Annotated in this window: 25 protein-coding genes and 1 rRNA gene; 13 read left to right on the forward strand and 13 right to left on the reverse strand. The window is 50.5% G+C overall.

Annotated elements, in window-relative coordinates; genetic code table 11:
• Positions 1-22 precede the first annotated feature (22 nt).
• The 3 genes from ACEW81_RS01630 to ACEW81_RS01640 all read left to right on the forward strand — a co-directional run bounded on the left by ACEW81_RS01630 (position 23) and on the right by ACEW81_RS01640 (position 2350).
• Positions 23-358 carry a DUF1475 family protein gene (locus ACEW81_RS01630; RefSeq protein ID WP_373531217.1) on the forward strand — a complete coding sequence of 112 codons (336 nt, stop codon included), beginning with the start codon at positions 23-25 and terminating at the stop codon, positions 356-358.
• Positions 359-421: 63 nt separating this feature from the next.
• Positions 422-1237 carry a DUF1295 domain-containing protein gene (locus tag ACEW81_RS01635; RefSeq protein WP_373531218.1) on the forward strand — a complete coding sequence of 272 codons (816 nt, stop codon included), beginning with the start codon at positions 422-424 and terminating at the stop codon, positions 1235-1237.
• A 24-nt stretch (positions 1238-1261) separates the two neighbouring features.
• Positions 1262-2350, forward strand: a complete 1089-nt coding sequence (locus ACEW81_RS01640; protein ID WP_373531219.1) for an SAM-dependent methyltransferase — start codon at positions 1262-1264, stop codon at positions 2348-2350.
• An 86-nt stretch (positions 2351-2436) separates the two neighbouring features.
• Here the strand turns inward: ACEW81_RS01640 and ACEW81_RS01645 are convergent, their stop codons facing one another.
• From ACEW81_RS01645 to ACEW81_RS01655, 3 genes are all read right to left on the reverse strand, one after another.
• On the reverse strand, positions 2437-4725 hold the full coding sequence (locus tag ACEW81_RS01645) for a tetratricopeptide repeat protein (RefSeq protein ID WP_373531220.1): 2289 nt from the start codon (positions 4723-4725) through the stop codon (positions 2437-2439).
• Between the two features lie 212 nt (positions 4726-4937).
• On the reverse strand, positions 4938-5234 hold the full coding sequence (locus tag ACEW81_RS01650) for a 4a-hydroxytetrahydrobiopterin dehydratase (RefSeq protein WP_373531221.1): 297 nt from the start codon (positions 5232-5234) through the stop codon (positions 4938-4940).
• A gap of 31 nt (positions 5235-5265) precedes the next feature.
• Positions 5266-5991, reverse strand: a complete 726-nt coding sequence (locus ACEW81_RS01655) for a hypothetical protein (RefSeq protein WP_373531222.1) — start codon at positions 5989-5991, stop codon at positions 5266-5268.
• A gap of 235 nt (positions 5992-6226) precedes the next feature.
• On the opposite strand from ACEW81_RS01655, the gene ACEW81_RS01660 reads away from it, so the two are divergent.
• Positions 6227-6556 carry a c-type cytochrome gene (locus ACEW81_RS01660; protein WP_373531223.1) on the forward strand — a complete coding sequence of 110 codons (330 nt, stop codon included), beginning with the start codon at positions 6227-6229 and terminating at the stop codon, positions 6554-6556.
• Between the two features lie 9 nt (positions 6557-6565).
• Here the strand turns inward: ACEW81_RS01660 and ACEW81_RS01665 are convergent, their stop codons facing one another.
• The 4 genes from ACEW81_RS01665 to proC all read right to left on the reverse strand — a co-directional run bounded on the left by ACEW81_RS01665 (position 6566) and on the right by proC (position 10514).
• Entirely contained in the window at positions 6566-7237 is a 672-nt protein-coding gene (locus ACEW81_RS01665; protein WP_373531224.1) for a hypothetical protein, read from the reverse strand.
• A gap of 151 nt (positions 7238-7388) precedes the next feature.
• Entirely contained in the window at positions 7389-8369 is a 981-nt protein-coding gene (locus tag ACEW81_RS01670; protein ID WP_373531225.1) for a cation diffusion facilitator family transporter, read from the reverse strand.
• 38 nt (positions 8370-8407) lie between these two features.
• Positions 8408-9631 carry an ornithine--oxo-acid transaminase gene (gene rocD, locus ACEW81_RS01675; protein ID WP_373531226.1) on the reverse strand — a complete coding sequence of 408 codons (1224 nt, stop codon included), beginning with the start codon at positions 9629-9631 and terminating at the stop codon, positions 8408-8410.
• Between the two features lie 52 nt (positions 9632-9683).
• A complete protein-coding gene (gene proC / locus ACEW81_RS01680) occupies positions 9684-10514 on the reverse strand; it encodes a pyrroline-5-carboxylate reductase (RefSeq protein ID WP_373531227.1) in 831 nt (276 codons plus the stop codon).
• Positions 10515-10772: 258 nt separating this feature from the next.
• Here proC and rpmG point away from each other — a divergent pair, with 258 nt between their 5' ends.
• Both rpmG and ACEW81_RS01690 read left to right on the forward strand, forming a co-directional pair.
• Positions 10773-10946, forward strand: coding sequence for a 50S ribosomal protein L33 (gene rpmG, locus ACEW81_RS01685; protein ID WP_373531228.1), 174 nt, complete (start codon positions 10773-10775; stop codon positions 10944-10946).
• 152 nt (positions 10947-11098) lie between these two features.
• Positions 11099-11746: a site-2 protease family protein gene (locus ACEW81_RS01690; protein WP_373531229.1), complete on the forward strand. Its 648-nt coding sequence runs from the start codon at positions 11099-11101 to the stop codon at positions 11744-11746.
• 16 nt (positions 11747-11762) lie between these two features.
• On the opposite strand, the gene ACEW81_RS01695 is transcribed toward ACEW81_RS01690, so the two are convergent.
• Positions 11763-12674 (reverse strand): TIGR01777 family oxidoreductase, encoded by a 912-nt coding sequence (locus ACEW81_RS01695; protein ID WP_373531230.1) that lies wholly within the window; start codon positions 12672-12674, stop codon positions 11763-11765.
• A gap of 251 nt (positions 12675-12925) precedes the next feature.
• Here ACEW81_RS01695 and ACEW81_RS01700 point away from each other — a divergent pair, with 251 nt between their 5' ends.
• Complete coding sequence (locus ACEW81_RS01700) at positions 12926-13462, forward strand: low molecular weight protein-tyrosine-phosphatase (protein WP_373531231.1); 537 nt, start codon at positions 12926-12928, stop codon at positions 13460-13462.
• A 2-nt stretch (positions 13463-13464) separates the two neighbouring features.
• Here the strand turns inward: ACEW81_RS01700 and recG are convergent, their stop codons facing one another.
• Complete coding sequence (gene recG / locus ACEW81_RS01705; RefSeq protein ID WP_373531232.1) at positions 13465-15906, reverse strand: ATP-dependent DNA helicase RecG; 2442 nt, start codon at positions 15904-15906, stop codon at positions 13465-13467.
• A 379-nt stretch (positions 15907-16285) separates the two neighbouring features.
• Between recG and ACEW81_RS01710 the strand changes: the two genes are divergently transcribed.
• Positions 16286-17236: a tetratricopeptide repeat protein gene (locus ACEW81_RS01710; RefSeq protein ID WP_373531233.1), complete on the forward strand. Its 951-nt coding sequence runs from the start codon at positions 16286-16288 to the stop codon at positions 17234-17236.
• A 665-nt stretch (positions 17237-17901) separates the two neighbouring features.
• On the opposite strand, the gene argS is transcribed toward ACEW81_RS01710, so the two are convergent.
• A complete protein-coding gene (argS, locus tag ACEW81_RS01715) occupies positions 17902-19710 on the reverse strand; it encodes an arginine--tRNA ligase (protein ID WP_373531234.1) in 1809 nt (602 codons plus the stop codon).
• Positions 19711-19871: 161 nt separating this feature from the next.
• Positions 19872-20207 carry a hypothetical protein gene (locus ACEW81_RS01720; protein ID WP_373531235.1) on the reverse strand — a complete coding sequence of 112 codons (336 nt, stop codon included), beginning with the start codon at positions 20205-20207 and terminating at the stop codon, positions 19872-19874.
• Positions 20208-20640: 433 nt separating this feature from the next.
• Here ACEW81_RS01720 and ACEW81_RS01725 point away from each other — a divergent pair, with 433 nt between their 5' ends.
• From ACEW81_RS01725 to ACEW81_RS01745, 5 genes are all read left to right on the forward strand, one after another.
• Positions 20641-21327, forward strand: a complete 687-nt coding sequence (locus tag ACEW81_RS01725) for a response regulator (protein WP_373531236.1) — start codon at positions 20641-20643, stop codon at positions 21325-21327.
• 63 nt (positions 21328-21390) lie between these two features.
• Positions 21391-23601 carry a sensor histidine kinase gene (locus ACEW81_RS01730; RefSeq protein WP_373531237.1) on the forward strand — a complete coding sequence of 737 codons (2211 nt, stop codon included), beginning with the start codon at positions 21391-21393 and terminating at the stop codon, positions 23599-23601.
• Positions 23602-23661: 60 nt separating this feature from the next.
• Positions 23662-24087: a response regulator gene (locus tag ACEW81_RS01735; RefSeq protein WP_373531242.1), complete on the forward strand. Its 426-nt coding sequence runs from the start codon at positions 23662-23664 to the stop codon at positions 24085-24087.
• The gene (locus ACEW81_RS01740) at positions 24053-25216 is read left to right on the forward strand and encodes an ATP-binding response regulator (RefSeq protein WP_373531238.1); all 1164 of its coding nucleotides are present in this window, start codon (positions 24053-24055) and stop codon (positions 25214-25216) included. Before ACEW81_RS01735 ends, ACEW81_RS01740 begins: the two co-directional genes overlap by 35 nt.
• A gap of 239 nt (positions 25217-25455) precedes the next feature.
• Positions 25456-25650: a hypothetical protein gene (locus tag ACEW81_RS01745; protein WP_373531239.1), complete on the forward strand. Its 195-nt coding sequence runs from the start codon at positions 25456-25458 to the stop codon at positions 25648-25650.
• Positions 25651-25862: 212 nt separating this feature from the next.
• Here the strand turns inward: ACEW81_RS01745 and ACEW81_RS01750 are convergent, their stop codons facing one another.
• Both ACEW81_RS01750 and rrf read right to left on the reverse strand, forming a co-directional pair.
• Positions 25863-26243, reverse strand: coding sequence for a hypothetical protein (locus ACEW81_RS01750; RefSeq protein ID WP_373531240.1), 381 nt, complete (start codon positions 26241-26243; stop codon positions 25863-25865).
• A gap of 131 nt (positions 26244-26374) precedes the next feature.
• Positions 26375-26467 (reverse strand): 5S ribosomal RNA (gene rrf / locus ACEW81_RS13870); the annotation flags it as partial.

The following is a 26467-nucleotide window of genomic DNA, read 5'->3' on the forward strand; positions in this document are numbered from 1 at the left end:
GTCAACCGTAGGAGATGAAACGATGTTGATCTGGGCCTTAAGACTCTGGTTTTTACTGGTATTTATTACCCAAACCACGGTGGTGGTGTGGGCCTGCTTACAGGAATCCCTGTTTCAAATTCCGGCGCCCGTCACCGGTGATCCGTGGTTTATTGCCACCTTGTACGATACCTATTTCGCGTTTTTTGTTTTTTACTGGTGGGTCTGCTACCGGGAATCCTCCTGGCTCAGCCGCATTTTGTGGTTTCTGCTGGTAATGGGTTTGGGCAACGTGGCCATGGCCGCTTACATGCTGATTGTGCTGTTCCGCCTGCCCACCACCGCTTCCGCCAAAGATGTGTTGTTGAAACCGGAATAAAAGCCTGTGATTGCCCAGTATGCTGAGATAACCGCATCCCAGCCAACCTAGGAAATAAACGCCATGCCGGAACTCTTCAGTTTAATGCCTTTAATAGGCTGGGCCGCTCTGGTCATTCTGGCCATGATGCTGGTGGTCACCGCCATTGCCAACCCCCTTAAAAATGCGGGGATTGTGGATGTGGCCTGGGCCTTCGGTTTTAGCCTGATTGCTGCCACCTACTTTTTGCTGGGCGATGGCTTTGTGTTACGCAAAGCGCTGATGCTGACCATGGCCACCCTGAGTAGCTGGCGTTTGGCCTGGTTTTTACTGCGCCGGGTCATCGCCCACCACCCGGAAGAAGATGGCCGCTACCATGTACTCCGAGAAGAATGGGGTCCCCAAAAATCGCCCTGGTTATTTTTTGGGGTGTTTTTGTTTCAGGGTGCCTTAATGCTGATTGTGTCCAGCCCCTTTGCCTTTTCGGCCATCAATCCCTTGCCCCAAATTATGCCCATTGAATGGGCGGGCCTTGGGCTGTGGGCCGTGGGGGCCTTGTTTGAAGCCATTGCCGATCAGCAACTCAGCGCCTTTAAGCAACAACCCGAAAATAAGGGCAAAGTTTGCCAAAGCGGACTGTGGGCCTATTCCCGGCATCCCAACTACTTTTTTGAATGGCTGCAATGGCTGGGCTACTATCTGTTTGCGCTGGCCAGTCCCGGTGGTTGGCTGACCCTTTACAGCCCCTTGCTCATGCTGTTTTTCCTGACCAAAATGACCGGGGTAGCGGCCACTGAGGCTCAGGCCCTAAAAACCAAGGGAGAAGCCTACCGCCAGTATCAGCAAACCACCAGCGCCTTTTTTCCGTGGTTCCCCAAGCAGAACCCAACCCAAACTTAGAAAATATAACAAGGACAACAACCCATGTGGATTTATAACCTGCTAGAAACCGATCGCTTGCCCGACCCGCTCATTCGCTGGGGCATTCGCAATATGCTGGCCCAAAAGGTAAAAGAAGAGAGCAAGCCCTCCTGGCAAGCCCGGCAACAATCGCTGATTCAATTTGTGGAAGAGCTGAAACGCAGCCCCATTGCCATTGAAACCGATGCCGCCAACGAGCAGCATTACGAAGTACCCAGTGAGTTTTTTGATCTAGTGCTGGGGCCTCGCAAAAAATACAGCAGCGCCTACTGGCACGAAACCACCCGCACCCTGGCGGAAGCGGAAGAAATTATGTTGGGCCTCACCTGTGAACGGGCCGATGTGCAGGATGGGCAAACCATTCTGGAGCTGGGATGCGGCTGGGGTTCGTTGTCTTTGTGGCTGGCCGAAAAATACCCCAAGGCCAACATTGTGGGGGTTTCCAACTCTCATTCTCAAAAGGCGTATATTGATGCTCAGGCCAAGGCCAGAGGCTTTAACAACCTGGAAATTTTAACCGCCAACATCGTTCACTTTGAAACCGATCGCCAATTCGATCGGGTTTTATCGGTTGAAATGTTTGAGCATATGAAAAACTACGAAAAGCTGCTGGCCAAAATCAGTGGTTGGCTAAAGCCCGAAGGCAAGCTGTTTGTGCATATTTTCACCCACCCCACCTTTGCCTATCATTACGAAGACAAAGACGGCACCGACTGGCTGACCCGCTACTTCTTCACCGGCGGCACCATGCCTTCTAACGATTTACTGCTATATTTCCAGAAGGATTTAAGCATTATTAACCAGTGGATTGTAAACGGCACTCACTATGAAAAAACCGCCAACGCCTGGGCCGAAAATATGTACACGCATCGCGCTCAGGTAGAAACCATTCTGAGTGCCACCTATGGCCCGGATCAGCTCAAAAAATGGTGGGTGTACTGGAAAGTGTTTTTCCTGGCCTGTGCGGAACTGTGGGGCTATAAAAACGGGGATGAATGGATGGTATCGCACTACCTGTTCCAGAAAAAGCCGGTGGCTTCAGAAACCCAAACGCTTCAGTTCGCACCAGCCAGCGAACAGGTACCCGTTTAAACATCGCTCCCGTTTGGGTCAGCACAATAGGTGTTCCATCTCATCGCAAAAAAGCAGGGCCAACCCAGGCCCTGCTTTTTTGCGGGTTACGGAATGGCCTTCACCCGCTCTCGGGCATATTTCACAAAGTCATCTTCAGTATCATTAGTCCCGGATAAACCAATGAAGCGCTCAAAGGCGCTTTTGGCCCCGGTGGTGTCTTTGGCGGTATCCAGGGCAACGCCCAGCGCATAGTAGGCATCGGTAAAGTCGGCGTTGTATTTAATGGCGTCACGATAACTCTGGGCGGCCAGAGACGGTTTTTTCTGCCCGTCCAGAATCAAGCCCTTATAGTAATGGGCCATGGCATCCTGATTGTTTTTGGCCAAAGCCTGATTCACCAGACTGAGCGCCTGAGGATAGCGTTTGCCGTTATAAGCTTCAATGGCGTTTTCCAAATCCTGAGAGGCGCCCTGCAAATTAATGGAAGCCAGCGCCTGCTGGGCCTCCGGGTATCCGGCCCGCAAGCTCAGCGCCTTTTGGTAAGCGGCCTGCGCCTTGGGCAAGTCTTTTTTCTGGTGGTAAGCCGTACCCAAATAGTAGGCGTAATCGGCGGTATTGGCATCCTGACTCATGGCTTTCTGGTACTCGGCAATGGCCGCATCCAGCTGCCCGGCGGTTTGCAGGCTAATGCCGTAAGCAGCGTGAATTTCAGGGGTATCGTTGCTCATCAGCGCTTTTTTAAACAACGGCAACGCCTCCTGGGTTTTGCCTTCCCGTTGTAATTGAACGGCCTGCTGATAGGCCTGATAACCCAGCCCTTGGGCTGAACTTTGCGCCAACGACTTAAAGGTTTCGTTTTCCGGCTCCAGGGCTTGGGCTTTCTGGAAGGCATCCGCGCTTTCCTGCCCCTTGCCCTGCGTTTGATAAATAGCCCCTAAGTTGGCCCAGGCGCTGGCCTGCTTGGGGTTAATGGCTAAGGCCCGTTTGTAGAAAAACGCAGCAGCCTCCAAATCCTTGCGATCGTGAAACTCTTCGCCAATTTGAGCCTGCACCGTGGCGTTACTCGCAAAGCGATCGGCGTACTTGCGCAACCCGGCGGCCACCTTACCCGGATCAGACTGTTGTTTGATCAGGGCCAGCATTTTTTCCTGAGCGGGCCGGTAGTTGGGGTCCACGGTTAACACCTTGTTGTAGCCCTCAATGGCCCCATCCGCATTGCCCGTATCTTGTAGCAACGTGGCCTTGTAAAAATTGGCCAGCAAATGATTGGGTTCTACCTGCAACACGGTATTGTAGGCGCTTAATGCCTTTTGATGCTGCTTTTGCTGCTGGAACAAGGTGCCCATATTCAAACGGATCATTTTTTTCACCTCAAACGGGGTGTTGCGATCCATTTCCGAAAAATGCTCAGCGGCGTTGTACTGCTGATAGGCTTGCTCGTACATGCGCTTTTTCTGAAAAACGCTGCCTAAATTGGCGTGTCCCAAAACGCTGCTGGGGTTAAATTTAATTTCATTTTGCCAAATTTTTTCCAGCATATTTAAGGCGCTCACGTTATCCGGGTCCACGGTCAGCGCCTTGTCAAAGTTCACCACGGCCTTGTCAATTTCTCCGGTTTTATACTGGGCGTTGCCCAGCTGCACCAGGGTTTCCGCATTCCCACCAATGGCACTGCCGCTATCTTTCACCGCAAGCGAGTAATAGCGCTTGGATTTTTCCGGCAAATTCACCACCGTAAATAAATCACCCAGAGCCTTGGCGGTGGCCGAATCGTTTTTATCCAGATCCAGCGCCAAGCCATATTCCACAATGGCTTCCGGGAACTTACCCTGCAACCTCAGTTGCTTGGCCATATCCAAATGCCTGTTTTTATCAGCGGCATTAATATTCAAATTGCGATAGGCAATGTTTAAATTGTCTTTGGCCACCAGCCGGTTTTTTTCATGCAGGGGCTTGCGCTCCATCCCTTCTGGCCATGCGGACTCCAGATAAAAGTAGGCTTTGCGAAAATCACTAAGCGCGTTCTGATCCTGGCGCTGTTTATCGTGATAATAATTACCACGCTTAATATACACAACCGCCAAATTGTTATACACCACCGGCAAACTGGGGGCAGGCGCAACGGTTAAGGCCCGTTCAAACGATTCGATAGATTGCGTCAGCTGGCCTTTATTAAAGGCATCGCTGCCCTGTTGGGAAAACCGGGCGTATTGATCCAAGTCCCCACTGCTGCTGTAATCATCCGGTACATCGTAGGGGGTAGGCGCATTGGTGGGTTGTGCCCAGCCCACCAGAGACGAACTGACGCAAACGCTGAAGGCCAGTGTCAGCAAGGTGCTAAAGGCCCAAACACGGGTACGAACAGTGGGTAAAAAATCAGAACGCGTTTGCATGATGGTAGCCTCTAACTGCATTTATCAAGCTCTATCCAAGCTGGTGTAGCCTATTATATAACACCCATAGCCCAGGTCAGCATGAAGCATAGCGCCAAAAGGGCATTGAATTTACCTGTAATTAGAATGCTGCCCTGCTTCATGGGCTTGATTGGGCCGGGGCCGAAAGTTAAACCACCCTCTTTCAAGGCTGACAGGCAAGGGCAACCCGCTCAAGTCCGCAAGGCATGTTCCGCCTGATGGGCCAGCTTGAAGTCCAGATCGCTCACCCCTTGGGCGGTATGCGTCCAGTAGCGAATGGTCAGTTTCTTCCAGTTCAAGCTTAAATCCGGGTGATGATCGGCCGCTTCTGACAGTTGGGCAATGGCGTTCAGTTTTTGCAGGGCATCCAGGTAGTTTTTGCCCTCATACACCCGTTCCAGAGCATTTTGATTAAAAATCCAGTCGGGAAGATCATTTAATTGATTTTCAATATCCACCCGCGACAAGGAAACCGTTGGGCAGGCCATCAGGCGCTCCTTCTGTCTGTTATTATTTGGCTCATGAATGCTCATTTAAAGCCCGATAGGCAGAAGAGCGAATATCGTAGCGAAACACTTGCAGGGTTTGTGTTCCCATTTTCAGGGCAATATCCGCCCATCCCCGGTTGCGGGTGGGCAGCAGGGAAATTTGCTGTCCCCGTCCAAAGAAAATTTCCCGCCCGTTTTTCACAATGGAAATATCCAGCAACCCATCGGATTGTTCGGCGTTCTGAATAATCTCCTCATTCACCCCATCCTGATCCAGATCAATTTGCCGAACCGCAAAAGGGCCATTTCCACGATCAGAGGCAATATTTCCCCCCGGCACCGGCGGAGCGGAACTGGCCACCACCACCTCTCGGGGAACGGGAACCGGGCGAGCCACTTTTTCAAGGTGAACCGGATTTTTCAGATCAATATCCGCCGGATTCAGTTCAGCCGAGCTTTGCAAGCCTGATGAAGAGGCCAGCGATGCCGTTTCAACCGCTGGGGATTCCACCACTGGCACTTCTTCCAAAGGCTCTAAAAAGCGGCCTTCGGTTTCCCGCTCTCCGCCATCACCCGAGCCAATAATACGGGCAAACACGCTGGTTCTGGCACCGGGCTTTAAAACGCGCGTTTCCCCGGTCAGGTTGTCATGCTCGTAACGCACGTCCGGCTTTTCATCGCTGGACCAGGTATCATAGCGAAAAAACAACTGGTACATCATTGCCATGACGACCAAAACCCCAATCAGCATCGGCATACCAGTGCATCCCCCAATCTCACCTTTATTCCTTCAATTATTATAAGCCAACGCCCCGGCAATTCAATGACGGAATTCAGCCTGAAAACCGGTGACCCTATCCAAACCCAAGCCAGCCCTTCTGCTCCAGCCCCGGTTTGCCCTCCCGTAAAAGCTGTACTATGCTAAACAGGCACTTGTTGCCCATCATTTTCATTCAAAATGTCAAAATGCATTTCATGATCAGGAGCCTTTCATGACCCGACTTTGCCTCCCCCTGTTAAGCACCCTGCTTTTTCTTTCCGCTTGCGCCAAACCGGAAACCACCACTCAACCCGTGGCCCCCATGTCTCAAGGGCAGCAAATTTTTCTAAGCCAGTGCGTGTCCTGCCATCAGGGAGCCGGAGATCCGCCTGGTCCCAACGTCGTAGTTCTGAATTCCCCCACCCTCAAACAGGAAGAAACCTTCCGGGCCTTGCTGCGCCAGCCCACGTCCTCCATGATGCGAAAATTCAGCGCACAGGAGCTACCCGACGCTGAAGTTCACGCACTGTATGAGTATCTTTCCAGCCTTCAGGGCCAGTAAAAGACGGGGTTAGCTGGAGGAATCCCGATTTTGATAATTGTGGCGCATTCTTGCTTCCAGATCATTTCGGCGGCGATTGGACAAGTCCGCCTGCGGCCGCCAGGGCGGGCTCAGAGAAGGAATACCAAGACTTCTAAACCTGTTAGGGGTCGACTCTTCCTCAACGTGTGCCAAAGCAGCTCTGCCACGATTTTGCGCAGGGTTAATGCGCAAGGGACTAATGCGAGGTTGCTCACGATGCGTACTGGCTCTCAAAGCTGTAAGACCGGACAAGAAGGGATTATTGGCAGGCTCTTCGGTTCTGGCTCTAGCCGCTCCTGCAGAGGACCGAAAAATAGAATCAATGGATTCATTAGGCTCATCATCGTCCGAATCATCAGAAAACCATGAACCTTCCGGGGCTAACACACCCCCATCTTCAGTTCTACGACGGTTCTGTTCTGCGCGGCTGTATTCAACAACGACACGATCAGTGTCAAAAAGATTCTGGGACTCAATTGCCATCAAATTGTCGGCCCGAGAGAGTTCAGGTCCATTGGCAACGCGGTTAAAGGCATCCAGTAAACTCCTTGGTGCAAGCCGCCGCGGTACACTGGGTTGCTCTGGTTCTGGTTCTGGCACATAGTTTTTGCCAAACTGAACAGAACCTGGACGACTGGAAATCCCACTGATTGAATTCATTTGATCAAAAATCCTAGCGATTAAATAAAACAGGTTAAATTAAATACGATCCATTCAATAATTTTGACTTGTTAACAATAAAAGCAAAGCCGATTCACAAATTGCCTGTCCAAACGGTCCTGTTCGGATTGGCATAGTCCGTCACCCTGTTTCAGGCCACTTCCAGCTGCAAGGTCACGTGGGTCAATCCAAATTTCTCTTTCAGGGCATGCTGAACCCGGTTCAGGGTCTCGCCACTGTAGGCTTCCGGTTTCACCTCAATATGCGCAGTTAAAAGGGCTTGTTGCATGTTGATATTCCACACATGCAGGTTGTGAATGGCGCTCACCCCTTCAAAACCCAATATTTCCGCTTCTATTTCCGCGATATCAATATGGCTGGGGCAACCTTCTAGCAACACATTGACGGAATCGCGCAGCAGGCCATAGGCGCTGAAAATAATCAACAGGGCAATTCCGCAACTGATGACCGGATCGGCCCAGGACCAGCCAAAGGCCCAAATCAGGGCGCCAGCCAGCACAGCGCCGATGGAACCCAGTAAATCGCCCAGCACATGCAAATAAGCGCCTTTAATATTCAGGTTATGCTGGTGATCGGCATGCAACAGCTTGGCGGAAATAATGTTAACAATCAGCCCCCCAAAGGCCACCACCATCATCAGGTTAGCCTTAATCGGCTCTGGTTGCTGAAAGCGATCGTAACTTTCCCACAGAATAAACAGCCCCATGGCCACCAGCAGCAAGGCATTCACAAAGGCGGTTAAAATTTCCACCCGCTGATACCCAAAAGTGCGATGGGCCGGAGCCGGACGATGCGATAACCAGGCCGCAAACAGAGACAGCCCAATGGCCGCCGAATCGGCGAACATATGAAAACCATCGGCCAGCAAAGCCAAACTGCCAGAGGCAATACCGCCCACCACTTCCACGATTAAATAGAGGAAGGTTAAGCCAAACACCCATTGCAACACCTTGAAGTGGCGGGCCGAAAGCGCCAGCGACAAGTGAGAATGCCCCCCATGATGCCCATGGTGATGATCGTCATGGACATGATCGTGTGGAGGGGAATCCCCATGAGGCGGATGATGATCATCATCGTGGTGGTGATCGTGATTCTGGCAGGTTTTACTCATGGGGATGGGGGTCCAATCTGTAGGGGATATGAAAAGCGCTATGAAAAACTTTCGATGACTTTTTTAATGCGGACCAAAGCCCAGTCCAAATCCGCTTCGCTTACCACCAGGGGCGGGGCAAAACGAATCACATAATCGTGGGTTTCCTTGCACAATACGCCTTCCGCTTTCAACGCTTCGCAGAAAGGGCGGGCCTTGGTATTCAGCTCAATGCCAATCAACAGGCCCCGGCCTCGAACTTCCACAATGCGGGGGCTTTGAATGTTTTTTAGCTCGGCCAGAAATTTTTTGCCCAGCGTGGCGGAACGCTCCACCAGATTTTCATCTTTCAGCACTTCCAGCGCAGTGCGGGCCACCGCGCAACCCAGGGGGTTACCGCCATAGGTACTGCCATGATCGCCGGGGTTGAAAACGCCCATCACCGAATCATTGGCCATGACCGCCGAAACAGGATAGAAGCCCCCCGACAGAGCCTTGCCCACTACAATCACATCGGGCTGAATGTTCTCGTGCTGGAAGGCGAACATTTTGCCGGTACGCCCCAGGCCGGTCTGGATTTCATCGGCAATAAACAACACGTTGTTCTGCTGGCACAGCTCCGAAATTTGCTTAAGATATCCTTCCTTGGGAATTAAAATACCGGCTTCGGCCTGAATGGGTTCAATAAAAATGGCGCAGGTATTGGGGTTAATGGCGTTTTTCACCGCTTCAATGTCATCGTATGGAATAATTTTAAAGCCCGGTGTAAACGGCCCAAAACCGTCTTTGTACTGGTGTTCGGTAGAAAAGCTGATGATGCTGATGGTGCGCCCGTGGAAATTATTTTCAAAAACAATAATTTCCGCCTGATTTTCAGGAATTCCCTTCACCTTATAACCCCACTTGCGGGCCATTTTAATGGCGGTTTCGCAAGCTTCAGCCCCGGAGTTCATGGGCAAGGCCCTGCTTAGGCCGGAAATGTCGCTGAGGGCCTTGTATAAAAGCGGCAACTGGTTGTTGCGAAAGGCCCGAGACGTCAAAGTGACCTTGGCCGCCTGCTCGATGAGCGTACTGAGAATGCGAGGGTGGCAATGCCCCTGATTGAGGGCCGAGTAGGAACTGAGACAGTCCAGATACTTCTTGCCGTCCACATCATAAACCCAGCAACCCTCGGCATGATCAATCACAATATCCAGCGGGTGGTAATTGTGGGCCCCGTATTGCTCCTCCAGGTTAATCAATTCCTGAGTGGACAGGGTGGCATTGGCGGTATCGGTGTTCATAATCCTAAATCTCCCAAACAATCAAACGCTTGTAAACGCCGTCAATAGCGGCTTATTTTTTCTCTTTCCCTAAATTTCCAGCGATTTTGGTAGCCTCTTCCACGGCACGGGCCAGCACCGAGCGAATTTTTCCGTCTTCCATGGTTAAAAGCGCCCCAATGGTGCAACCGGCAGGGGTGGTCACATCGTCTCTCAGGGCCGCCGGGTGCCGACCGGATTGCTGAACCATGGTAGCCGCCCCCAACAGGGTTTGAGACACAATCTTTAAAGCCGCCTCTCGGGGCAAGCCCACCCGAACGCCCCCATCGGCCAAGGCTTCCATAATCAGGAACACATAGGCGGGGCCGCTTCCGGCTAAACTGGTCACCGCGTTAAAATGGCTTTCATCCAGTTCCATGCAGATGCCCACGGCGTCAAAAATTTGCTGGGCAATGGCCAGGTGCTTTTGGGTAGCGTGGGTGCCGCCGCAAATGGTGGTCATAGCCTGTCCCACCGTGCAAGGGGTATTGGTCATGGCCCGAATCACGGGGTTTTCGGTAGCCAGCGTGTTTTCCATGGTTTCAATGGTGGCCCCGGCCACAATGGAAATAATAAGAGTATCGGGCTTCAGCCCACCCGCTTTCAGCTTTTCCAGAACTCCCTTAATGCCGTTGGGCTTTACGCACAGCAACAACACATCGGTATCCGCCAAGCGATCGTTATAGTTGGTTAAGGCGGTAATGCCCAATTCGGCCCGGATTTTTTCACAGGAGGCTTCCGTTTTAGCGGCGGCCCACACGTTTTTAAGGGTCACCATCTGTTTACGCATTAAGCCCTGAATGAGCGCCTGCCCCATGACTCCGGCCCCAATCACGCCCAGCTTGTGAAACTCCGCTTTTACCATTGTATCCAGCCCGCCTTAACCAATTTTGTGTTTTCTCGTGTGCCTCTTTATTGTACGCAACTCCCCCGTAAGTTGAAAGGGGGAGCCTTGGCCCGAGGCTGAAGGGAGGCGAACGGAGAAGCAAGGAAGCGTGGGGATGCCTTGCCCAGCGGGCCGCCTGCTTGAAACTATGTAACGCCCCCTTTCAGCTTCTCTTGACTCCCCCCGTGGTTGATTTAATATAGATCCACGCAACCCTCAGTTTAAGGAATCTCCCCCATGGCAAAAAAAGGCGAAGGCTGCGCTCACATTACGCTGAAAAGCAGCGAGAGCGACCACGAATACCACACCATTAAAAACAAAAGAAGCAACCCGGAGCGGATGGAAATCAAAAAATACGATCCCACCTTGCGCCGCCACGTTGCCTACAAAGAGAGCAAAAGCAGCAAATAGGCTTCTAGTTAGCCGATTTGCCCCCAGCTTTTTTTCAGATTTAAAAACCCGATCCCCGGATCGGGTTTTTGGTATTTACAATGTATTTTTTGACAAAGCGGAAACAAAACCCCGCATTCTACAGTCAAACCCTTTTATAGTCAGAGGCTGCCATGTTTATTCAATATCTGTTTAGCGATGCCCAGTATTTTTTCTGGTGGGTGATCATTGCCGCTGGCTCTGTTTGCCTGCACGAACTGTTTCACGCCTTGGCGGCCTATTGGGAAGGTGATTCCACCGCCAAAGACGCCGGATATTTCACTCTCAACCCACTAAAACACATGGGCGGGGCTTCGCTGGTGGTATTAATGCTAACGGGCATGTGCTGGGGCCTATGCCCGGTGAATCCCAGCCGGTTTCGCCACACCTACGGGGATGCGCTGGTGGCTTTTGCGGGGCCTTTCGCCAATTTGCTAATCATGGCCCTTTCCGGCTTGGCGGCCCTGCTGTTGATGAGCGCCATGGGCGAATCCGCCAGCGCCTTGCAAATGAACCTGCTCCGTTTTTTCAGATTGGCCGCCATGGCCAACGCCGCCTTTTTTCTGTTTAACCTAATCCCCATTCCACCGCTGGATGGTCACAGTATTATCAGCAGCTTTTTACCCGGCACCCGCAGCTTTTTTCAAAGCATGGGCAACGCCGGGTTTATGGTGGTGTTCATTCTGTTTTCCATTCCAGCCGCCAGAGCTTTCTTCTGGGGCGGCGCCACCCTGTTATCCCAAGGCAGTATGCTGCTTTGGAGTGGGCTGCTGGGGCTGTAATTATAGTTTTTTGAGCTTACAACAGGCTGTCCAGAGCGGCTTTCAGCTCAGGCTGGCGGAAGGTGTAGCCGCTGCCCAGCAAGGCCACCGGCTGTACCCGTTGACTGGCCAGCAGCAACTGATCGGCCATTTCGCCCAATACCGCTTTTACCGCAAATGCCGGGGCAGGCGGCGTCCAGTAGTGCATGGGCAACATGGGGCAAATTACCGCTTTACGCATGGCATCGGTAAACTGGTGATTGGTCACCGGGTTGGGAGACACCACATTGACCGGCCCTTTTAAATCGTCATGGGTCAGCATATGGGCCAAGGCGCCCACTACATCTTCCAGCGCAATCCAGCTCATGTACTGTTTTCCGTTGCCCAAATCGCCCGCCATGCCCAGCTTGAAGGGCCAGTACATGGCCTTCAGCGCGCCACCCTTGGGGCTTAAAATAATACCAAAGCGGCTGTTAACCACCCGAATGCCTTTATCACGAGCGGGCTGGCAAGCGTCTTCCCACTGTTTGCAGGTGTCGGCCAAAAAGCCGCTGCCCTTGCCACTAACATCGTTCAGCACTTCATCGCCCCGGTTGCCGTAAAATCCAACCGCAGAGGCGCAGATAAACACCTTGGGCGGATGATCCAGCTTGGCCAGCGTTTCTGCAATCAAACGTGTTCCTTTAACCCGGCTTTCCACAATTTTCTGCTTGCGTTCATCGCTCCAGCGGCCCCCGGCAATGTTTTCACCCGCCAGATGGATCACCGCGTCAATGTCATGCAGTTGCTGGGCATCCAGCTTGCCTGCGTTAATATCCCAAGTAATTTCAGGATCGCTGGTTAACCCCTTGCGACGCACCAAACGCACCGGCTGATGTCCCTGACGCTTTAATTCATGAATCAATTCGGAGCCAACCAACCCGGAAGCCCCGGAAATTAAAACCTTCATACCAAAACTCTCCCTATCCAAAACAGGTTATATGTATCTATCATATAACAGAGCAACCGTTGAAACCTATTCCAAAGCCCGATTCGCAACGGTTGTTTACGCAGCCACTTTTAAGATTGCCATTTTAGTGGGATTGACGATTCAGGTAAAATGAAGGAGGTTCATTCAAATGACATGCGATGAGCCTGCAAACAGAATCCATGAGAACCAACCCTTAACACAGACCGCAGAGAGAGGGAGGAACACCGGCCATGACTCAACCCTTGAGAACCCCGCAAGACAAGGTAAAAGTAATGTTTGTGTGCATGGGCAACATTTGCCGCTCCCCATCGGCAGAAGCAGTATTCCACTACATGGCCCAAACCAGTGGCCTGCGGGATTATATTGAAGTGGCCTCCTCTGGCACCCACGATTACCATGTGGGCCGTCCGGCGGATAAACGCTCGCATGCCGCAGCCCAAAGCCGGGGCATTGATTTAAGCGAGCATCGGGCCCAGCATTTTAAAGCCGAACATTGTATCCAGTACGATTATGTTCTGGTGATGGATCGGGTCAACCACGCGCACGTCATCGGGCATTGTCCCGCCGAGCATCAGCATAAAGTGCATTATTTTCTGGATTTTGCCCCGCAACTGAATTTGAAAGAAGTGCCTGATCCTTACTATGGCGGGGCGGATGGCTTTGACGTGGTACTGGATTTGATCGAGGCCGCCTCTGCGGGCTTGCTGGCTGAAATTCGGGAACGCCATGTAGATCCGGCCCGTGCGCATCCCGAAATTACCGCCTAATCTTAGCCAGAGCCTAAAATGCTAAAGGTATCCTCGGTTTTTTGAAAAACCATGTCCCGCAATTGCGGATATTGGCTGAGGGAATCCGATTCCGCGGCCAGGGCAAAGGCAGCCTTGCGGGCTTTTTCCAGGGTGTCTTTATCCTCAATTAAATCGGCCAGCACAAAATCCGGCAGCCCGCTTTGACGAGTCCCCAAAAACTCGCCCGGTCCCCGCAATTCCAAATCCCGCTCCGAAATATAAAAGCCGTCTTCGCTTTCCGTCAAAATACCCAGGCGGGTTAAGGTGGTTTCGGTCTTGCTATCGGACACCAGCACACAATAGGATTGATGGCTGCTCCGCCCCACCCGCCCCCGCAACTGGTGCAACTGAGACAGCCCGAAGCGATCAGCGTTTTCAATAATCATCACAGTGGCGTTCGGCACATCCACCCCCACTTCCACCACGGTGGTGCTGACCAGAATATCCAGATCCCCTGCCGCAAAGCGGCTCATGACCGCCTCTTTTTCTTCCGGGCGCATTTTGCCGTGCAGCAACCCAATGCGTAAATCCTGAAACACTTCCTGTTGCAGCCGCTCCGCTTCGGTAGTGGCCGCCTTGGCGGATAACGTTTCGGACTCTTCAATTAAAGGAAACACAATATAAGCTTGCCGCTTTTTAAGAATTTCCTGCCGGATAAGCTGGTAACCTTGGCCGATTTGGGAATGGGTCAGCAGTTTGGTTTGGATGGGAGTGCGCCCCGGTGGCAACTCGTCCAGAATGGACACGTCCAAATCCCCGTGCAAGGTCATGGCCAACGAACGGGGAATGGGGGTGGCAGTCATGGTTAACATTTCCGGGTGCTGGCCTTTGCCTTTCAGCAAGGTGCGCTGACGAACCCCAAAGCGATGCTGCTCATCCACCACCACGATGCCCAGCTTGGCAAACTCCACGTCATCCTGAATCAGGGCGTGGGTGCCAACCGCCACATGAATTTGCCCGTTCAGCAAGGCTTGTCTCAATTCTCGTCGCTCCCGAGCGCCTGACTTGCCCACAAACAAGCCAGCCCGAAGGCCCAAAGGGGTCAACCACTCCAGACACTTGCGATAATGCTGCTCGGCCAGAATTTCGGTAGGGGCCATTAAAGCGCCCTGATAGCCGTTTTCTACCGCTGCCAGCAAGGTTAAAATGGCCACAATAGTTTTACCACTGCCCACATCGCCTTGCAGCATGCGGTACATGGGTTCATCCGAGGCAATATCGCTAGAAATTTCGGCCCAAACCCGCTTTTGCGCCCCGGTTAAATCAAAGGGCAACAAGGCCCGTAACTGCTGGGCGTAGCCGCCTTCTTTGTAAGTTAAGTTCAGGCCCTTAATGGTGCGCTTGTACTGCTGACGAATGAGAGAAAGCCGGAGTTGCACATAAAACAGTTCATCAAACACCAGCCGCTCTCGGGCCTGAGTGGCCAAGGCACGGGTTTCGGGAAAATGAATTTGGCGCAGGGCTTCTTTTAGGGAGATCAACCCGTATTGCCGCAAAATAGCGGGCGGCATGGGATCAATGATGCTGTCCAGATGATCCTGCAATGCCTGATAAATAGCCTTGCGTAAAAAGCGCAGGTTCAGCCCCTCGGTAAGGGCGTAAATGGGCACAATGCGTCCCGCATGAATGGAATCGTTTTCCTGAACCCCGCTGGCATCCTGATAACTTAAAATTTCCAGCTGAGGGCGATCCATGGCCGGAATTTTTTTATAGGTATCCCATTTCACTTTGCCAGATAGCATGACATCGGCCCCCTTGGGGTAGCGATCCTTCTGTACTTCCAGCGAGGCCTGGCTGAGTTTACCCAAAAACCAGTTGGCGGCCATCATGCCCGTTTCATCGGTAATTACCAAACTCAAAATGGATAAACCGGTCTTGGTTTTATAGGCGCTTACGGTGCGAATGGTGCCAATAACGGTAACATCCTCCCCCTGATTCAGCTCCAGAATTTTGACCCGGTTGTTGTAATCCAGATAACGGCGGGGGAAGTAGTACAACAGGTTTTCTACGGTTTGAATGCCAACCATGCCCAGCAATTGAGCCAGTTTGGGGCCCACCCCTTTCAGGAATTTCACGTCCATATCGTGAATCGATTGCCCGCCCGCCTTGGATTGCAGGGTGGCTGTTTTGCGCTGAGAAGCGGCGCTTTGGGCGATATGCGCCAAAAAGCGCTCTATGTTTTCCAGTGCGGTAATACGCCCACTGAGATCCATAAACGGGTAGTTTTCAAACTTGCGGCGCAACGCATCCAGCCCCGCTTCTTCCCCCAGCATCAGCGGGGGTATTTCTTTCAGGGTGTCGCACATAAAGCGGGAGAACGTTTTTTTGCGCCCCTGCACATCCACGTAACGGTGTTCCTTTTCAATGGACACCGCCAGCCGGATATCTTTCAGTTTTAGCTGGGCCTCTTCGATGGATAGCACAGGAAAATTTCCCTTGGGGGTTACAAGGCGCATTGGCCAAACGGTGCCAGTATTATATAACACCCTCAGGCGTCACACGCTCATCTTTCTGTCTCATCGTCTGTCTCAGGCATGTGCTGGCACGCCGCATTGACCATGGGCTTCTCCCGCCATTCAGCGAAAAACGGGCAAGGGCGTTAAAATAACGCTGAAAAACCATTGGAAGAACTGAACCATTGTGAGATTATGTCGTCATTTCAAGCATAGTTGTCTTAAAGAGAGAGAAACTATTTCAGAGTATGATGGTAGCGCCTGTCTCCACCCGGGAGAAAAACGGGCCGGAACTATCACCTGTGCGGCCCCGGCGTTTATAGGCAGGAGTAAGGAAGAGGCAAAATTCATGCGCATTGCATTTCACTATCACCGGTTACTGGTTTCCCTGTTGGGCGGTTTGTTGGTGGGGCTGTTATGGCTCCCGGTAACAGCTTCGGCTCAAACCTCTTCCAACCCGGAAGCCATCCAGAATTACAATCAGGGCATTGAGGCCTACAACCAGGGGCGCACCAACGACGCCCTCAACAAATTCATTCGGGCCACTCAGGTGGATTCCGCCTATGGCGATGCCTACTACAATTTAGGCTCCATGTATTACCAATTGAAGCGCTACCCGGATGCGGCGGACATGTTCCAGAAGTCGGTGAACCTGACCCCCAACGATCACCATGCCAAATACAATCTGGCCCTCAGCCTGGAAAAATTGAACCGCAACGAGGAAGCCATCAATATTTTGTCTCTGATTCCGGCCAGCGATCCGCAGTACCCGCAAGCCAAAGCCAAGCTCAATGAGCTGCGTCCTGCCTTAAAGCCGCAAAGCGCTACAACCACTACCGCACCCGCCACAGTCAACAAACCGGCCGCGGCAGCCACCACCACGGCCAAGCCTGCTGCTGCCACAACTGCGGCGCCGGGTAAACTGGGCGTGAAGGTTTTTTCCAAGGGGTATGATGGCCCCACCGGCATTACCATTGGGCCGGGCGGTTTTATGTATGTGGCCAACTATTCCAAAAACCTGATTTACCGGGTAGGCGCCAATGGTGAAAAAACCGTGTTCAGCTCCGGCGAAGGGATTAAAGGCCCCATTGGCCTGACCTACAACCCCAAAACCAACGAGCTGTATGTGGCCAACTACCTGCTGAATAACGTGGCCCGCATTAATGCCGCCGGAAAAGCCAGTACGCTTATTGGCAGCCTGAACAAGCCTTACAACCTGTTTATGGACACCGTCAATAACGCTTTGTTCGTCTCCGAGCAAGATCCGGCCAACGTCATCTCCCGGATTTCATTGCCCTAGATCTGCCATTCCGCTTGATTTAAGCGTTCAGGCCTTTGTCTCAATGTTTGAGATGGAGGCCTGATTGCTGTTTAAGCGCTTTCAAATCAGCCACTGGGTTGCCGCAAAAAAGGCAAAATAAAACCGGGAAGCATGCCTCCCGGTTGTTAAAGTGATCCTTTCATCATTCCGACACAGAATGATAAAATTTTCACTCGGTATAACACAGTACCTGTTGCCAGGTACTTCTTTTCCCCCCATCTGGTAATGACTCCCCATCCCAATCTTTCATTTTCCCCAGTATCCACTCCCCTTGAGTCCCAACCCAAAAATGGACGTTTAAAGCGCCGTTTAAATTCTGCCAGCCCAGCGTTTTGTGGCCCCCTAAGGCAAACGCAAGCGTGACGCCTTGCAAGCAATTTAAGCCATGCCAAACAGAATTGATCAATTTCATCAATGCGCTTCTTCTCTGCTATCACCCGGGCTGTGCCATTCAGCAGCACGGGTACCCACTTGAACTGCGGCCAAACACCCAGTTCTTCACTTGTTATGATGGAGTAAAGAAACTGAAGAATATTTGATGCTATTTTGTAAAAAAATCTTTACAACTCAAAGCAAACGCCCGCCAGCCAAAGGCAAGCTGGTCGTTTTCAATGAGACCGAAAAAGGCAGACCAATATAGCGCCCTACATGCGTTCCGGGGCAGAAACACCCAGCAACGCCAGCGCTTGCGCCAGTGTTTTCTGAATGGCCCGAATCAACATCAAACGGGCTTGGGTCAAGGGCTGATCAGGGGTCAAAATGCGGCAAACCCCGTAAAAAGAATGAAACTGAGCCGCCAGTTCCTGCCCGTACTGGGTTACAAAATAAGGCGCTCTGGCCCGAGCGGCATCCCGAATCACATCCTCAAAACTATCCAGCAGCAGCATCAAAGTTTTCAACACTGCCTGATCTTTGGCATCCGTCAGAGACGCAAACAAAGGGGCCAAGTCCGACACACTCAGTTGTTGCTCGTATCCGGCCAATTGATCAGCAGGCACCAGGGGGGACGTTGTTTCGCCCGTATCCACATTTTGCAAAGGTTCCACGGCGTTCCGTAAAATACTGCAACACCGGGCATGGGCGTACTGCACATAAAACACCGGGTTCTCACTACTGGCGGAAGCTGCCAGATCCACATCAAAGTCCAGGGCGTTATCGGCGGACTTAGAAACCATCCAGAACCGGGTGGCATCAACCCCCACTTCCTCTACCACGTCCCGCAAAGTCAGCATTTTACGACGCTTGCCCATGCGGGTACGCTCGCCATCCACAATCAGATTCACCAATTGGCCCAGCAACACTTCAAACTGCTGCGGATTATGGCCCAATGCCTGAATGGCACCCCGCATGCGGGGGATATAGCCATGATGATCGGCGCCCCAGATATTCAGAATGCGGTTATAGCGGGGGTTTCCCTGAGCGTCTTTACGGTTGAATTTATCATCGTGGTAAGCGATATCGGGAGTCAGGTAGGTGAAACTACCATCCGACTTGCGCAACACCCGATCTTTTTCATCTTCAAACTCGGTAGACTTAAACCACAGGGCTTCCTCAGCCTCATAGGTAAAGCCTTTTTCCATCAGCCGGGTTAAAGTGGCCTGAATCACATCCCGATCGTAGAGGTATTCTTTTTCAGAAATCCAGCTCTCAAACGGCACCCGCATCTGAGCCAGCAAATCCTGCTGATCGGCCAGTAAAAACGCACGGGCAAAGGTTTGCACCGACTGGTAGATGGCTGGGTTCAAAGGCTGATGGGCATCCACCGGCTCACTCAGCAGTAACTGCTTGCGTTGTGCATCCGCCAGATATGCCTTGGCCACATCCAGCACATACTCACCCGGATAAGGCAGGGTTTCCGGCAGGTGGGCAGGGGCGGGAATGGCCCCTTCGGCCTGAAGCAGTTCCACACAACGCCAGTAAACCGAGGTGGTAATGTTCCCCATTTGCACGCCAGCGTCGTTAATATAGAATTCGGCGGTTACATCGGCCCCGCAATGGCGCAGCAGCCGGATAATGGTATCTCCCAAAGCCGCCCAGCGGCCATGCCCAATATGGAGCGGCCCGGTCGGGTTGGCGGAAACATATTCCAGCAGGATTCGCTCAGCCTGTTGGCTATCGTTTTTGCCCAGGGTGGGGTTATGGATAATGGCCACCAGGGCATCCGCCATCAAAGCGCTGGATAACCGGAAATTCAGATAACCGCCCATCACGCTCACCTCAAAGGGAGCTGATTGCAGATGCTGATGAATGACTTCGGCAATTTTAGGAGGCGCCATTTTGGTATGACGGGCTAAAAAAGAAACGTTTACGGCGTAATCGCCATGATCCAGATTCCGGGGGCGCTCCAGCCGCAAGGCAGAGAGTAGAGCGTCATCAACGGTTAACTGGTTAAGCTGGGGGGCGGCGCTTTGCAGGGCGCTGGCCAGGTGAGAAAGAAGGCGCTGTTTAATCATAGTGTATTTACTCTAGCAGAAAAGGGCTGAGCAAAAAAGCAGGCAACCGCCCTGAGCGAGCCGGATTTAAAAGCCCTCAAGCGTCCTGCGGGCCTTCAACCCAGATATTCAAAAGGGGCCGCAGCCCCTCTTGAAACCTGAAACAGAACCGAATCAAAGTCCTACTCCGCAATTTCATCCGCTGAGGTTTCAACGACGGGTAAGGATGGACCTTCCAGCATTAATATGGCCAAATCGTTGTCGGCCAGCATATCTTCCGAGAAAAGAAATGATACCTTCAATTCCAGCTCGGCCAGATGACGCCCACCGACGGAAAATTCCGAAATAGTCTCCAGAGAAATGGTCCACAGTTCTTCGGGGCTGCCGTCCTTTTTGTAGGACTGAATTTGGAGAGAGTCCTCATCCACGGCAACCAGTTTACCTTCGTAATAGCGATTGAAAGCGCCCTGACGCACGAATACAAACCTTTTCAACAAAGGCAGCAGTTTACGATACATTCTGGGGGGTCTCCATATAGCTCACTTTTCCAAACGTTTCCCTTGTTTAAAGATTTTAAACGATGTTAGCAATTAGCGCAATCGCCCAAAACTCAACCATAAAGGGGAGATTCAGAGATTCAATTCTGAAATAGCAAACCTTGTGGCTTTACCTCAAAAAGTACAGAGAAAAAAAACCAGTGAAATCAAGCATCCAGCCCTGATGCCAATCAAGCGAAAAACCGTGCCCAACCTACCCGATCAGGCCTCCCCAACTGACTAGAATATTGCCCTAAAAGCTGGAAAAAACCAGGGTCAAAATGGCAAAACCAAAGTGCCACAACGATTTTCAGGAAATAAGATTATATTAAGCGGGTATAGACGTGAGGACATAGGCCACACTATAATGACAAACATTCAGGATAGGTAGTAGGGTCAGACGGGCAGGTTAATCATGACGCAAGCTTCAGTACAAGTTGATAACGCAGTAATCCGGCTGGTTCTGGTTGAGGATTACAAACTGGTTCGTATTGGTTTACGGTCAGTACTCAATGAAGATCCTCGCATTAATGTGGTGGGCGAAGCTGAAACCGGAGAGCAGGGTGTCGATTTGATTAAATCGCTCAAACCGGACATTGTGATTCTGGATTTGGGACTGCCCGGCATTGACGGCATTGAAGTTACTAAAATCATTAAAAGCTTTGATGACACCATTAAAATCATTATTTTAACCTCGCATGAAGTGGAAGATGAGGTGCTGGCCGCGCTTTCCGCCGGGGCCAACGCCTACTGCCTGAAAGAAATTACCTCCAATCGGCTGATTGAAGTGGTGAAATCCGTTTATGAAGGGGCAGCCTGGCTGGACCCGGCCATTGCGGGTATGGCGCTGGAAATGTTTTCCAGCACCGGCATGAAGTCCAGAACAGGCGGACCCGGTTCCCGGCCCGACTTGCAATTGACCGATCGGGAAAACCAGGTGCTGACCTTACTGGTTGAGGGCAAAAGCAATTCCGAAATCGCGGACTCCTTATCCGTCAGTGTCCACACTGCCAAAGCGCATGTTTGCAGTATTCTGCAAAAACTATCCGTACATGACCGGGTGCAAGCGGCGGTTAAGGCGGTCAAAGAAAATCTCGTTTGATTGAGACGTTAAAGTCCTCAAACGCTCCGGCTAATGTTGTTTGGTCAGGGCTACCATTGTGTGATGCAAATTTTTAAGCGGGTTGTACCCGAATTTTTCCAGACAGCCTCCCGCGAAGAAACCGCATGCCCAGCAACTGAAAAGGAAGAAACCGCAAAAAGGCTAACACTTAGAAGTAACCCAGCGGTTATTTCCGGGTTATTTTTAATGTTGCTGATTACCATTGCGGGGTTTAGCGTTTACACCCTCGAGCTGAACCAGCAGCGTAATGATTTGGTTCAAGTCCTGATTTGGCAACGAAAACTCAGGGAATACTACATTGTAGATTTGTATACACAAAGCCAGGGCCTTCCGGCCAACCCAAACAAGGCTGTGGCCCAAATTCTGCATAACCTGAACGTTATGCGCTACGGCGGATCATTAAAAATTCCGGGGAAGGCAAACCCCTTCCACTTTCAGGCGGCGAGTCACCCGGCCATTCAAAATGAGTTAAGTCAAAAAATAAAACGCTATCAACAGCTAAAGGTGCAGGGTGAGCAACTCTCCAAAATAAAAACCGGAACACCCGCCTATCAAACTGGGCTACAAGCCTTTCACCAATCGTTAAGCCAAATGGACGCCCCCCGGCAAGAAATTCTGGAAGTTTACGCCAACTCACTGGATCAGGCTTTAAATACCAGCTTCTGGATTGAAATGTTGGGCTTGTTAATTGCCTGCGGGATAGGATTGACGCTGTCCCTTCAGCAGCAACAATCCAGCCAGTCACTGAGCGAAAGCGAGCGTCGGTTTCGCAAAATTTTTGACGCGGGGCCGTTGGGAAAAATCCTGATCGGGGCGGATGACAAAGTGCTTCGGGTTAATGAGGCGCTGAAAAAAATGCTGGGATATTCCGAGCGGCAATGGATGACTCATCACCCCATAGACACCCTCACCCATCCGGCGGATTGGGAACAGGAAAAACCGTTGCGAGAGGCGTTGCTGAAAGGGCACATTGAATACTATCAACTTGAAAAACGGTGCAAGCATGCCGATGGGCATTATGTGTGGACCTTATCTTCCACCGCGCTGATTAACAATCAGGCGGGCGTTCCGGGCATAACCGTTATTCAAATGCAGGATATTTCTGCCCAGAAACAGGCACTGGAAGCGCTCCAGGCCTCTGAAAACCAATATAGAACGATTATTGAACTGGCCATGGATGGCATTATGGTGGCGGACAAAAATAACATTATTATTACCGCCAATTCATACGCGCACCGTATTTTTGGTTACGAAAGCGAACAATTGACAGGGGAACCACTAAGCCGGATGATGCCAGCCTTGTGTCAGGAGGAATTTTTAAAACACCTCAAGCTGCCAAAGCCCTCCCTGAAAAACCAATTCAACGATAAACGCCTGGTGTTGGAAGCGCTCAAAAAAGATGGCACAGTGTTCACCGCTGAAGTGTCCTTATCCAGCTGGGATAACACCAATGAGGAAAGGCTGACCACAGCCATTATTCGAGACATTACAGAGCGCACCCGCTTGCAGCGAGAACGAGAAGCGTTGCTGGAAACCAAGCGGAATCTAGAAGAGTTTACCCTGATTGCTTCTCACGATTTGCAGGAACCCCTGCGGAAAATCTCCTTTTACGCAGAACGCTTCAGCCATCGGGAAGCAGAGCGAATGAAGGAAGAGTCTCGTCACGATATTAAACGCATGTTATCCGCAACGCATCGCATGCAAAATTTAATGAGCGATCTATTGGCGTATGCCCGAGTATCATCGCAATCAATCCGCATGGCCCCCATCCAGCTCAATCACATTCTGGAAGAACTGGCGCTGGAGCTTTCCAGTGAGATAAAGCTGAGCAAAGCCCATTTAGACATTGAAGCCCTGCCTGTGATTGAGGCGGATGAAAACCACATGCGTATTTTATTTCGAAATTTATTGCAAAATGCCTTAAAATATGGCCAACTCGGGGTATCCCCCCATATTCGTATCTATGGTAAATTAATTGAACCTAATCCATATGTTGCCAAAACCCCTTTTTTAGAAATTCATGTGGCAGATAATGGCATTGGCTTTGATGAGAAATATCTGGATCGCATTTTCAAGGTATTTCAAAAACTGCATAGTCAATCAGAGTTCTCGGGAACAGGGGTTGGATTAGCCACTTGCAAAAAAATTGTGGATCTACACGCTGGCAGTATTACGGCAATCAGTAAGCCGGGGCAAGGCTCAACCTTTATTGTGACCCTACCCACTGTACAAAAATCAATTGCACCACAATGAAGAGACAGGTAACCAGACTTGAGTATACAGGCCAATACAACGCATTCCATCAACATTTTGATTGCTGATGACGACCCGGACGATCAGTTAATGGCCTGCGAAGCGTTGGCCCATAGTTGTCCGCCCAGCCAGGTATTTTGCGTGGGAGACGGAGAAGAACTGCTGGATTTTTTATACAACCGGGGCATTTATCAAAACAAAGAAACGGTGATGCCGGATTTGATTTTGCTGGATTTGAACATGCCGCGCAAAAACGGTATTGAAGCGCTAAAGGAAATAAAGTCGGATCCCGACCTCAAGCATTTACCCATTGTGGTACTCACCACCTCCAAAGAAGAAGAAGATATTTATCGCACTTATGACCTTGGGGTAAATTCTTTTATTACCAAGCCCATTACTTACGAAGCGTTGTTAAATACAATGAAAATTTTAGGGAAATATTGGTTTGAAGTTGTCCAGCTACCTTCAGAAAGAAACGACGGATGATAGCCAGCTAACCCCCATTCGGGTGTTGCTGGTTGATGATGATGAAGACGAGTATATTATCACTCGTCGAATTATCTCTGAAATTGTGGGCAGAAAACATCTGCTGGATTGGGCATCCACCTATGAAGAAGGCGTATCGCTGATTGAGAGAAGCAACCACGATATTTATCTGATTGATTACCGGCTGGATGAGCATACCGGACTGGATTTGCTTAAAGAAGCCATTGCCAATGGCTGTACCCAACCCATCATTCTTTTAACCGGACAAGAAGATCGAGAGGTGGACATTGAGGCCATGCGATCGGGGGCATGGGATTATCTGGTTAAAGGGAGAATTGACGCCCCTATTTTGGAGCGAGCCATCCGTTACACCCTGGAGCATCGCAAGGTGCTGGATGTGATGCTGAAAAGCCAGAAACAACGCGAGAAATTTGTAGCCACCTTAACCCACGATTTAAAAACACCCATTAAAGCGGAGTTTCGCATTTTTGAGTTATTACTGGCCGAACGCTTTGGGCCAATTACCGAAGATCAAGAGGGCGTCATTCATGAAATGCTTCGCTCCAACCGGTTTATGTATCAAATGGTGGATAACCTGCTGACCGCGTTCAAGTTTGATAGCGGGCACATGCTACTTAGAATGGAAATGACGGATATTAATGAGCTAGTAGCCTCAACCATTAATATGGATTTAATGGGCTTGGCCCAAGAGCGGGATCAGTCACTGTCGCTCAACCTGGGAGAAAATATCCCCTACATTTTTGCTGATGCTTTGGAAATTAAACGGGTGATCTACAATTTGGTTCAAAATGCGGTGAACTATACCCCCAAAGGCGGAAAAATAAAAGTAAGCAGCTGGTTTGAAGCCCACAACATTTTTATTTCCGTGGTAGATACGGGACCCGGAATTGATGAGGGCATTCAAAAAACATTATTTGAGCCTTATGCGTCTATGGCCAAACGGTATCGACATATAGGAACAGGGTTAGGGCTTTACATATCAAAAAAAATCATAGAAGCCCATCAAGGGGAATTAACCGTGGAAAGCGAACTGGGCAAAGGCAGCCAATTTGTTTTCAGCTTACCGGATCAACAAGGCGAAAAAACACGAACCGTCAGCCTGGTTTAAGGACACAAACCGACCGCCAAAGAACCGCATTTCAAAAAATAGATACTCTCTAAAAGGCTAAAACAAAGAAGCCCGCACCTAATCAACCAGGCAGTCGTGTTTACCCCCTTCAGGCAATAACAGTACTACCTGCGTATTGTTATATTTGTAAACATTAAATCAAATCAAACAATAAAAACGATGCCCCACACGATCCATTGAGACGCGCTAGTGATTAAAACACGAGGAGGGAAGAAACAATGGCCCTACAAAATGTTAAAAAAACGCACCTAAAAAAGAAAACAACGCTACATGAGTGGCCCCTGAAAAATGACCTTTCAGAAAAGCTGATTGAAAGCGATCAGGATTTGGAACTGGAAAGTTTATACACGCCCGAAATCATTTATCAAAACGAGTTGGGAGAATATTACGCATTACAGGATTATGAGGAATGACCCATATTATTTGTTTATATAGCCAAACAAGGTAATAGTATTGATAGACATCAACATCTATACTAATCATTGTAATTGGGTTCTTCTTAACACCTCAGCCTCATCCACATTTAGAATCATTAGCCTCTGCGGAGAGAAGGGTAAATCTACCAACGGAATTAACCATTGGTAAGTGCCCGAACAATGAAGTCTCCGCAGAGGCTTTTTTTTGCCTATGGCTGGAATAACCCCTGAAAAGAATGAATGATCGCATTGCCATCAACCTGAGTTTCTTTACCATGGAACCAGGTTTTACGAGACTTAACGAGTGGATTACCCTGTGCATCCAATATTGAAGTTTCACGAGGGGTTCGAATAGACTCGGTTCCGAATATTTTAGTCCTCGACTCTTGTCGGCCTAAAATACCTCTTCCAGTACTCACACTGTTGCCCATGGCATCCTGATACCGGGTGGATTTTGTACCAAACCAGCCTCGCCGGTTTTCAACCTTCATGCCAGGCCCTTCAATACGAATAGAATCTGCGTACATACAGACGGAACTACTGAAAAGAAAAGCCATTGAAAAAGCAACAAAACGACCGTAAAAAGGCATAAAAGCATTCCTCTTAAAACTCAGTTCATCTTTTTAAAAGCACATGCATAGTGACTGTGGCTTAAGACAAATGTTCCCCACATAAAAAACGCCCGCTACTGAGAAGTAACGGACGTTTTTTTCAAATAAACCCTTGGCAGAGCGCTATCTTCCCGGGACCTTACAGTCCGAGTATTGTGGCGGTGAGCAGTCTTTTCGGCCGTGTTCGGAATGGGAACGGGAGT

The organism is Vampirovibrio sp. (assembly GCF_041737375.1).
Taxonomy (GTDB): domain Bacteria; phylum Cyanobacteriota; class Vampirovibrionia; order Vampirovibrionales; family Vampirovibrionaceae; genus Vampirovibrio.

Coding starts and splice junctions, on each gene's coding strand:
- ACEW81_RS01630 (WP_373531217.1), top strand. CDS start 23: ATGTTGATCTGGGCCTTAAGACTCTGGTTTTTACTGGTATTTATTACC.
- ACEW81_RS01635 (WP_373531218.1), top strand. CDS start 422: ATGCCGGAACTCTTCAGTTTAATGCCTTTAATAGGCTGGGCCGCTCTG.
- ACEW81_RS01640 (WP_373531219.1), top strand. CDS start 1,262: ATGTGGATTTATAACCTGCTAGAAACCGATCGCTTGCCCGACCCGCTC.
- ACEW81_RS01645 (WP_373531220.1), bottom strand. CDS start 4,725: ATGCAAACGCGTTCTGATTTTTTACCCACTGTTCGTACCCGTGTTTGG.
- ACEW81_RS01650 (WP_373531221.1), bottom strand. CDS start 5,234: ATGGCCTGCCCAACGGTTTCCTTGTCGCGGGTGGATATTGAAAATCAA.
- ACEW81_RS01655 (WP_373531222.1), bottom strand. CDS start 5,991: ATGCCGATGCTGATTGGGGTTTTGGTCGTCATGGCAATGATGTACCAG.
- ACEW81_RS01660 (WP_373531223.1), top strand. CDS start 6,227: ATGACCCGACTTTGCCTCCCCCTGTTAAGCACCCTGCTTTTTCTTTCC.
- ACEW81_RS01665 (WP_373531224.1), bottom strand. CDS start 7,237: ATGAATTCAATCAGTGGGATTTCCAGTCGTCCAGGTTCTGTTCAGTTT.
- ACEW81_RS01670 (WP_373531225.1), bottom strand. CDS start 8,369: ATGAGTAAAACCTGCCAGAATCACGATCACCACCACGATGATGATCAT.
- rocD (WP_373531226.1), bottom strand. CDS start 9,631: ATGAACACCGATACCGCCAATGCCACCCTGTCCACTCAGGAATTGATT.
- proC (WP_373531227.1), bottom strand. CDS start 10,514: ATGGTAAAAGCGGAGTTTCACAAGCTGGGCGTGATTGGGGCCGGAGTC.
- rpmG (WP_373531228.1), top strand. CDS start 10,773: ATGGCAAAAAAAGGCGAAGGCTGCGCTCACATTACGCTGAAAAGCAGC.
- ACEW81_RS01690 (WP_373531229.1), top strand. CDS start 11,099: ATGTTTATTCAATATCTGTTTAGCGATGCCCAGTATTTTTTCTGGTGG.
- ACEW81_RS01695 (WP_373531230.1), bottom strand. CDS start 12,674: ATGAAGGTTTTAATTTCCGGGGCTTCCGGGTTGGTTGGCTCCGAATTG.
- ACEW81_RS01700 (WP_373531231.1), top strand. CDS start 12,926: ATGACTCAACCCTTGAGAACCCCGCAAGACAAGGTAAAAGTAATGTTT.
- ACEW81_RS01710 (WP_373531233.1), top strand. CDS start 16,286: ATGCGCATTGCATTTCACTATCACCGGTTACTGGTTTCCCTGTTGGGC.
- argS (WP_373531234.1), bottom strand. CDS start 19,710: ATGATTAAACAGCGCCTTCTTTCTCACCTGGCCAGCGCCCTGCAAAGC.
- ACEW81_RS01720 (WP_373531235.1), bottom strand. CDS start 20,207: ATGTATCGTAAACTGCTGCCTTTGTTGAAAAGGTTTGTATTCGTGCGT.
- ACEW81_RS01725 (WP_373531236.1), top strand. CDS start 20,641: ATGACGCAAGCTTCAGTACAAGTTGATAACGCAGTAATCCGGCTGGTT.
- ACEW81_RS01730 (WP_373531237.1), top strand. CDS start 21,391: ATGCAAATTTTTAAGCGGGTTGTACCCGAATTTTTCCAGACAGCCTCC.
- ACEW81_RS01745 (WP_373531239.1), top strand. CDS start 25,456: ATGGCCCTACAAAATGTTAAAAAAACGCACCTAAAAAAGAAAACAACG.
- ACEW81_RS01750 (WP_373531240.1), bottom strand. CDS start 26,243: ATGCCTTTTTACGGTCGTTTTGTTGCTTTTTCAATGGCTTTTCTTTTC.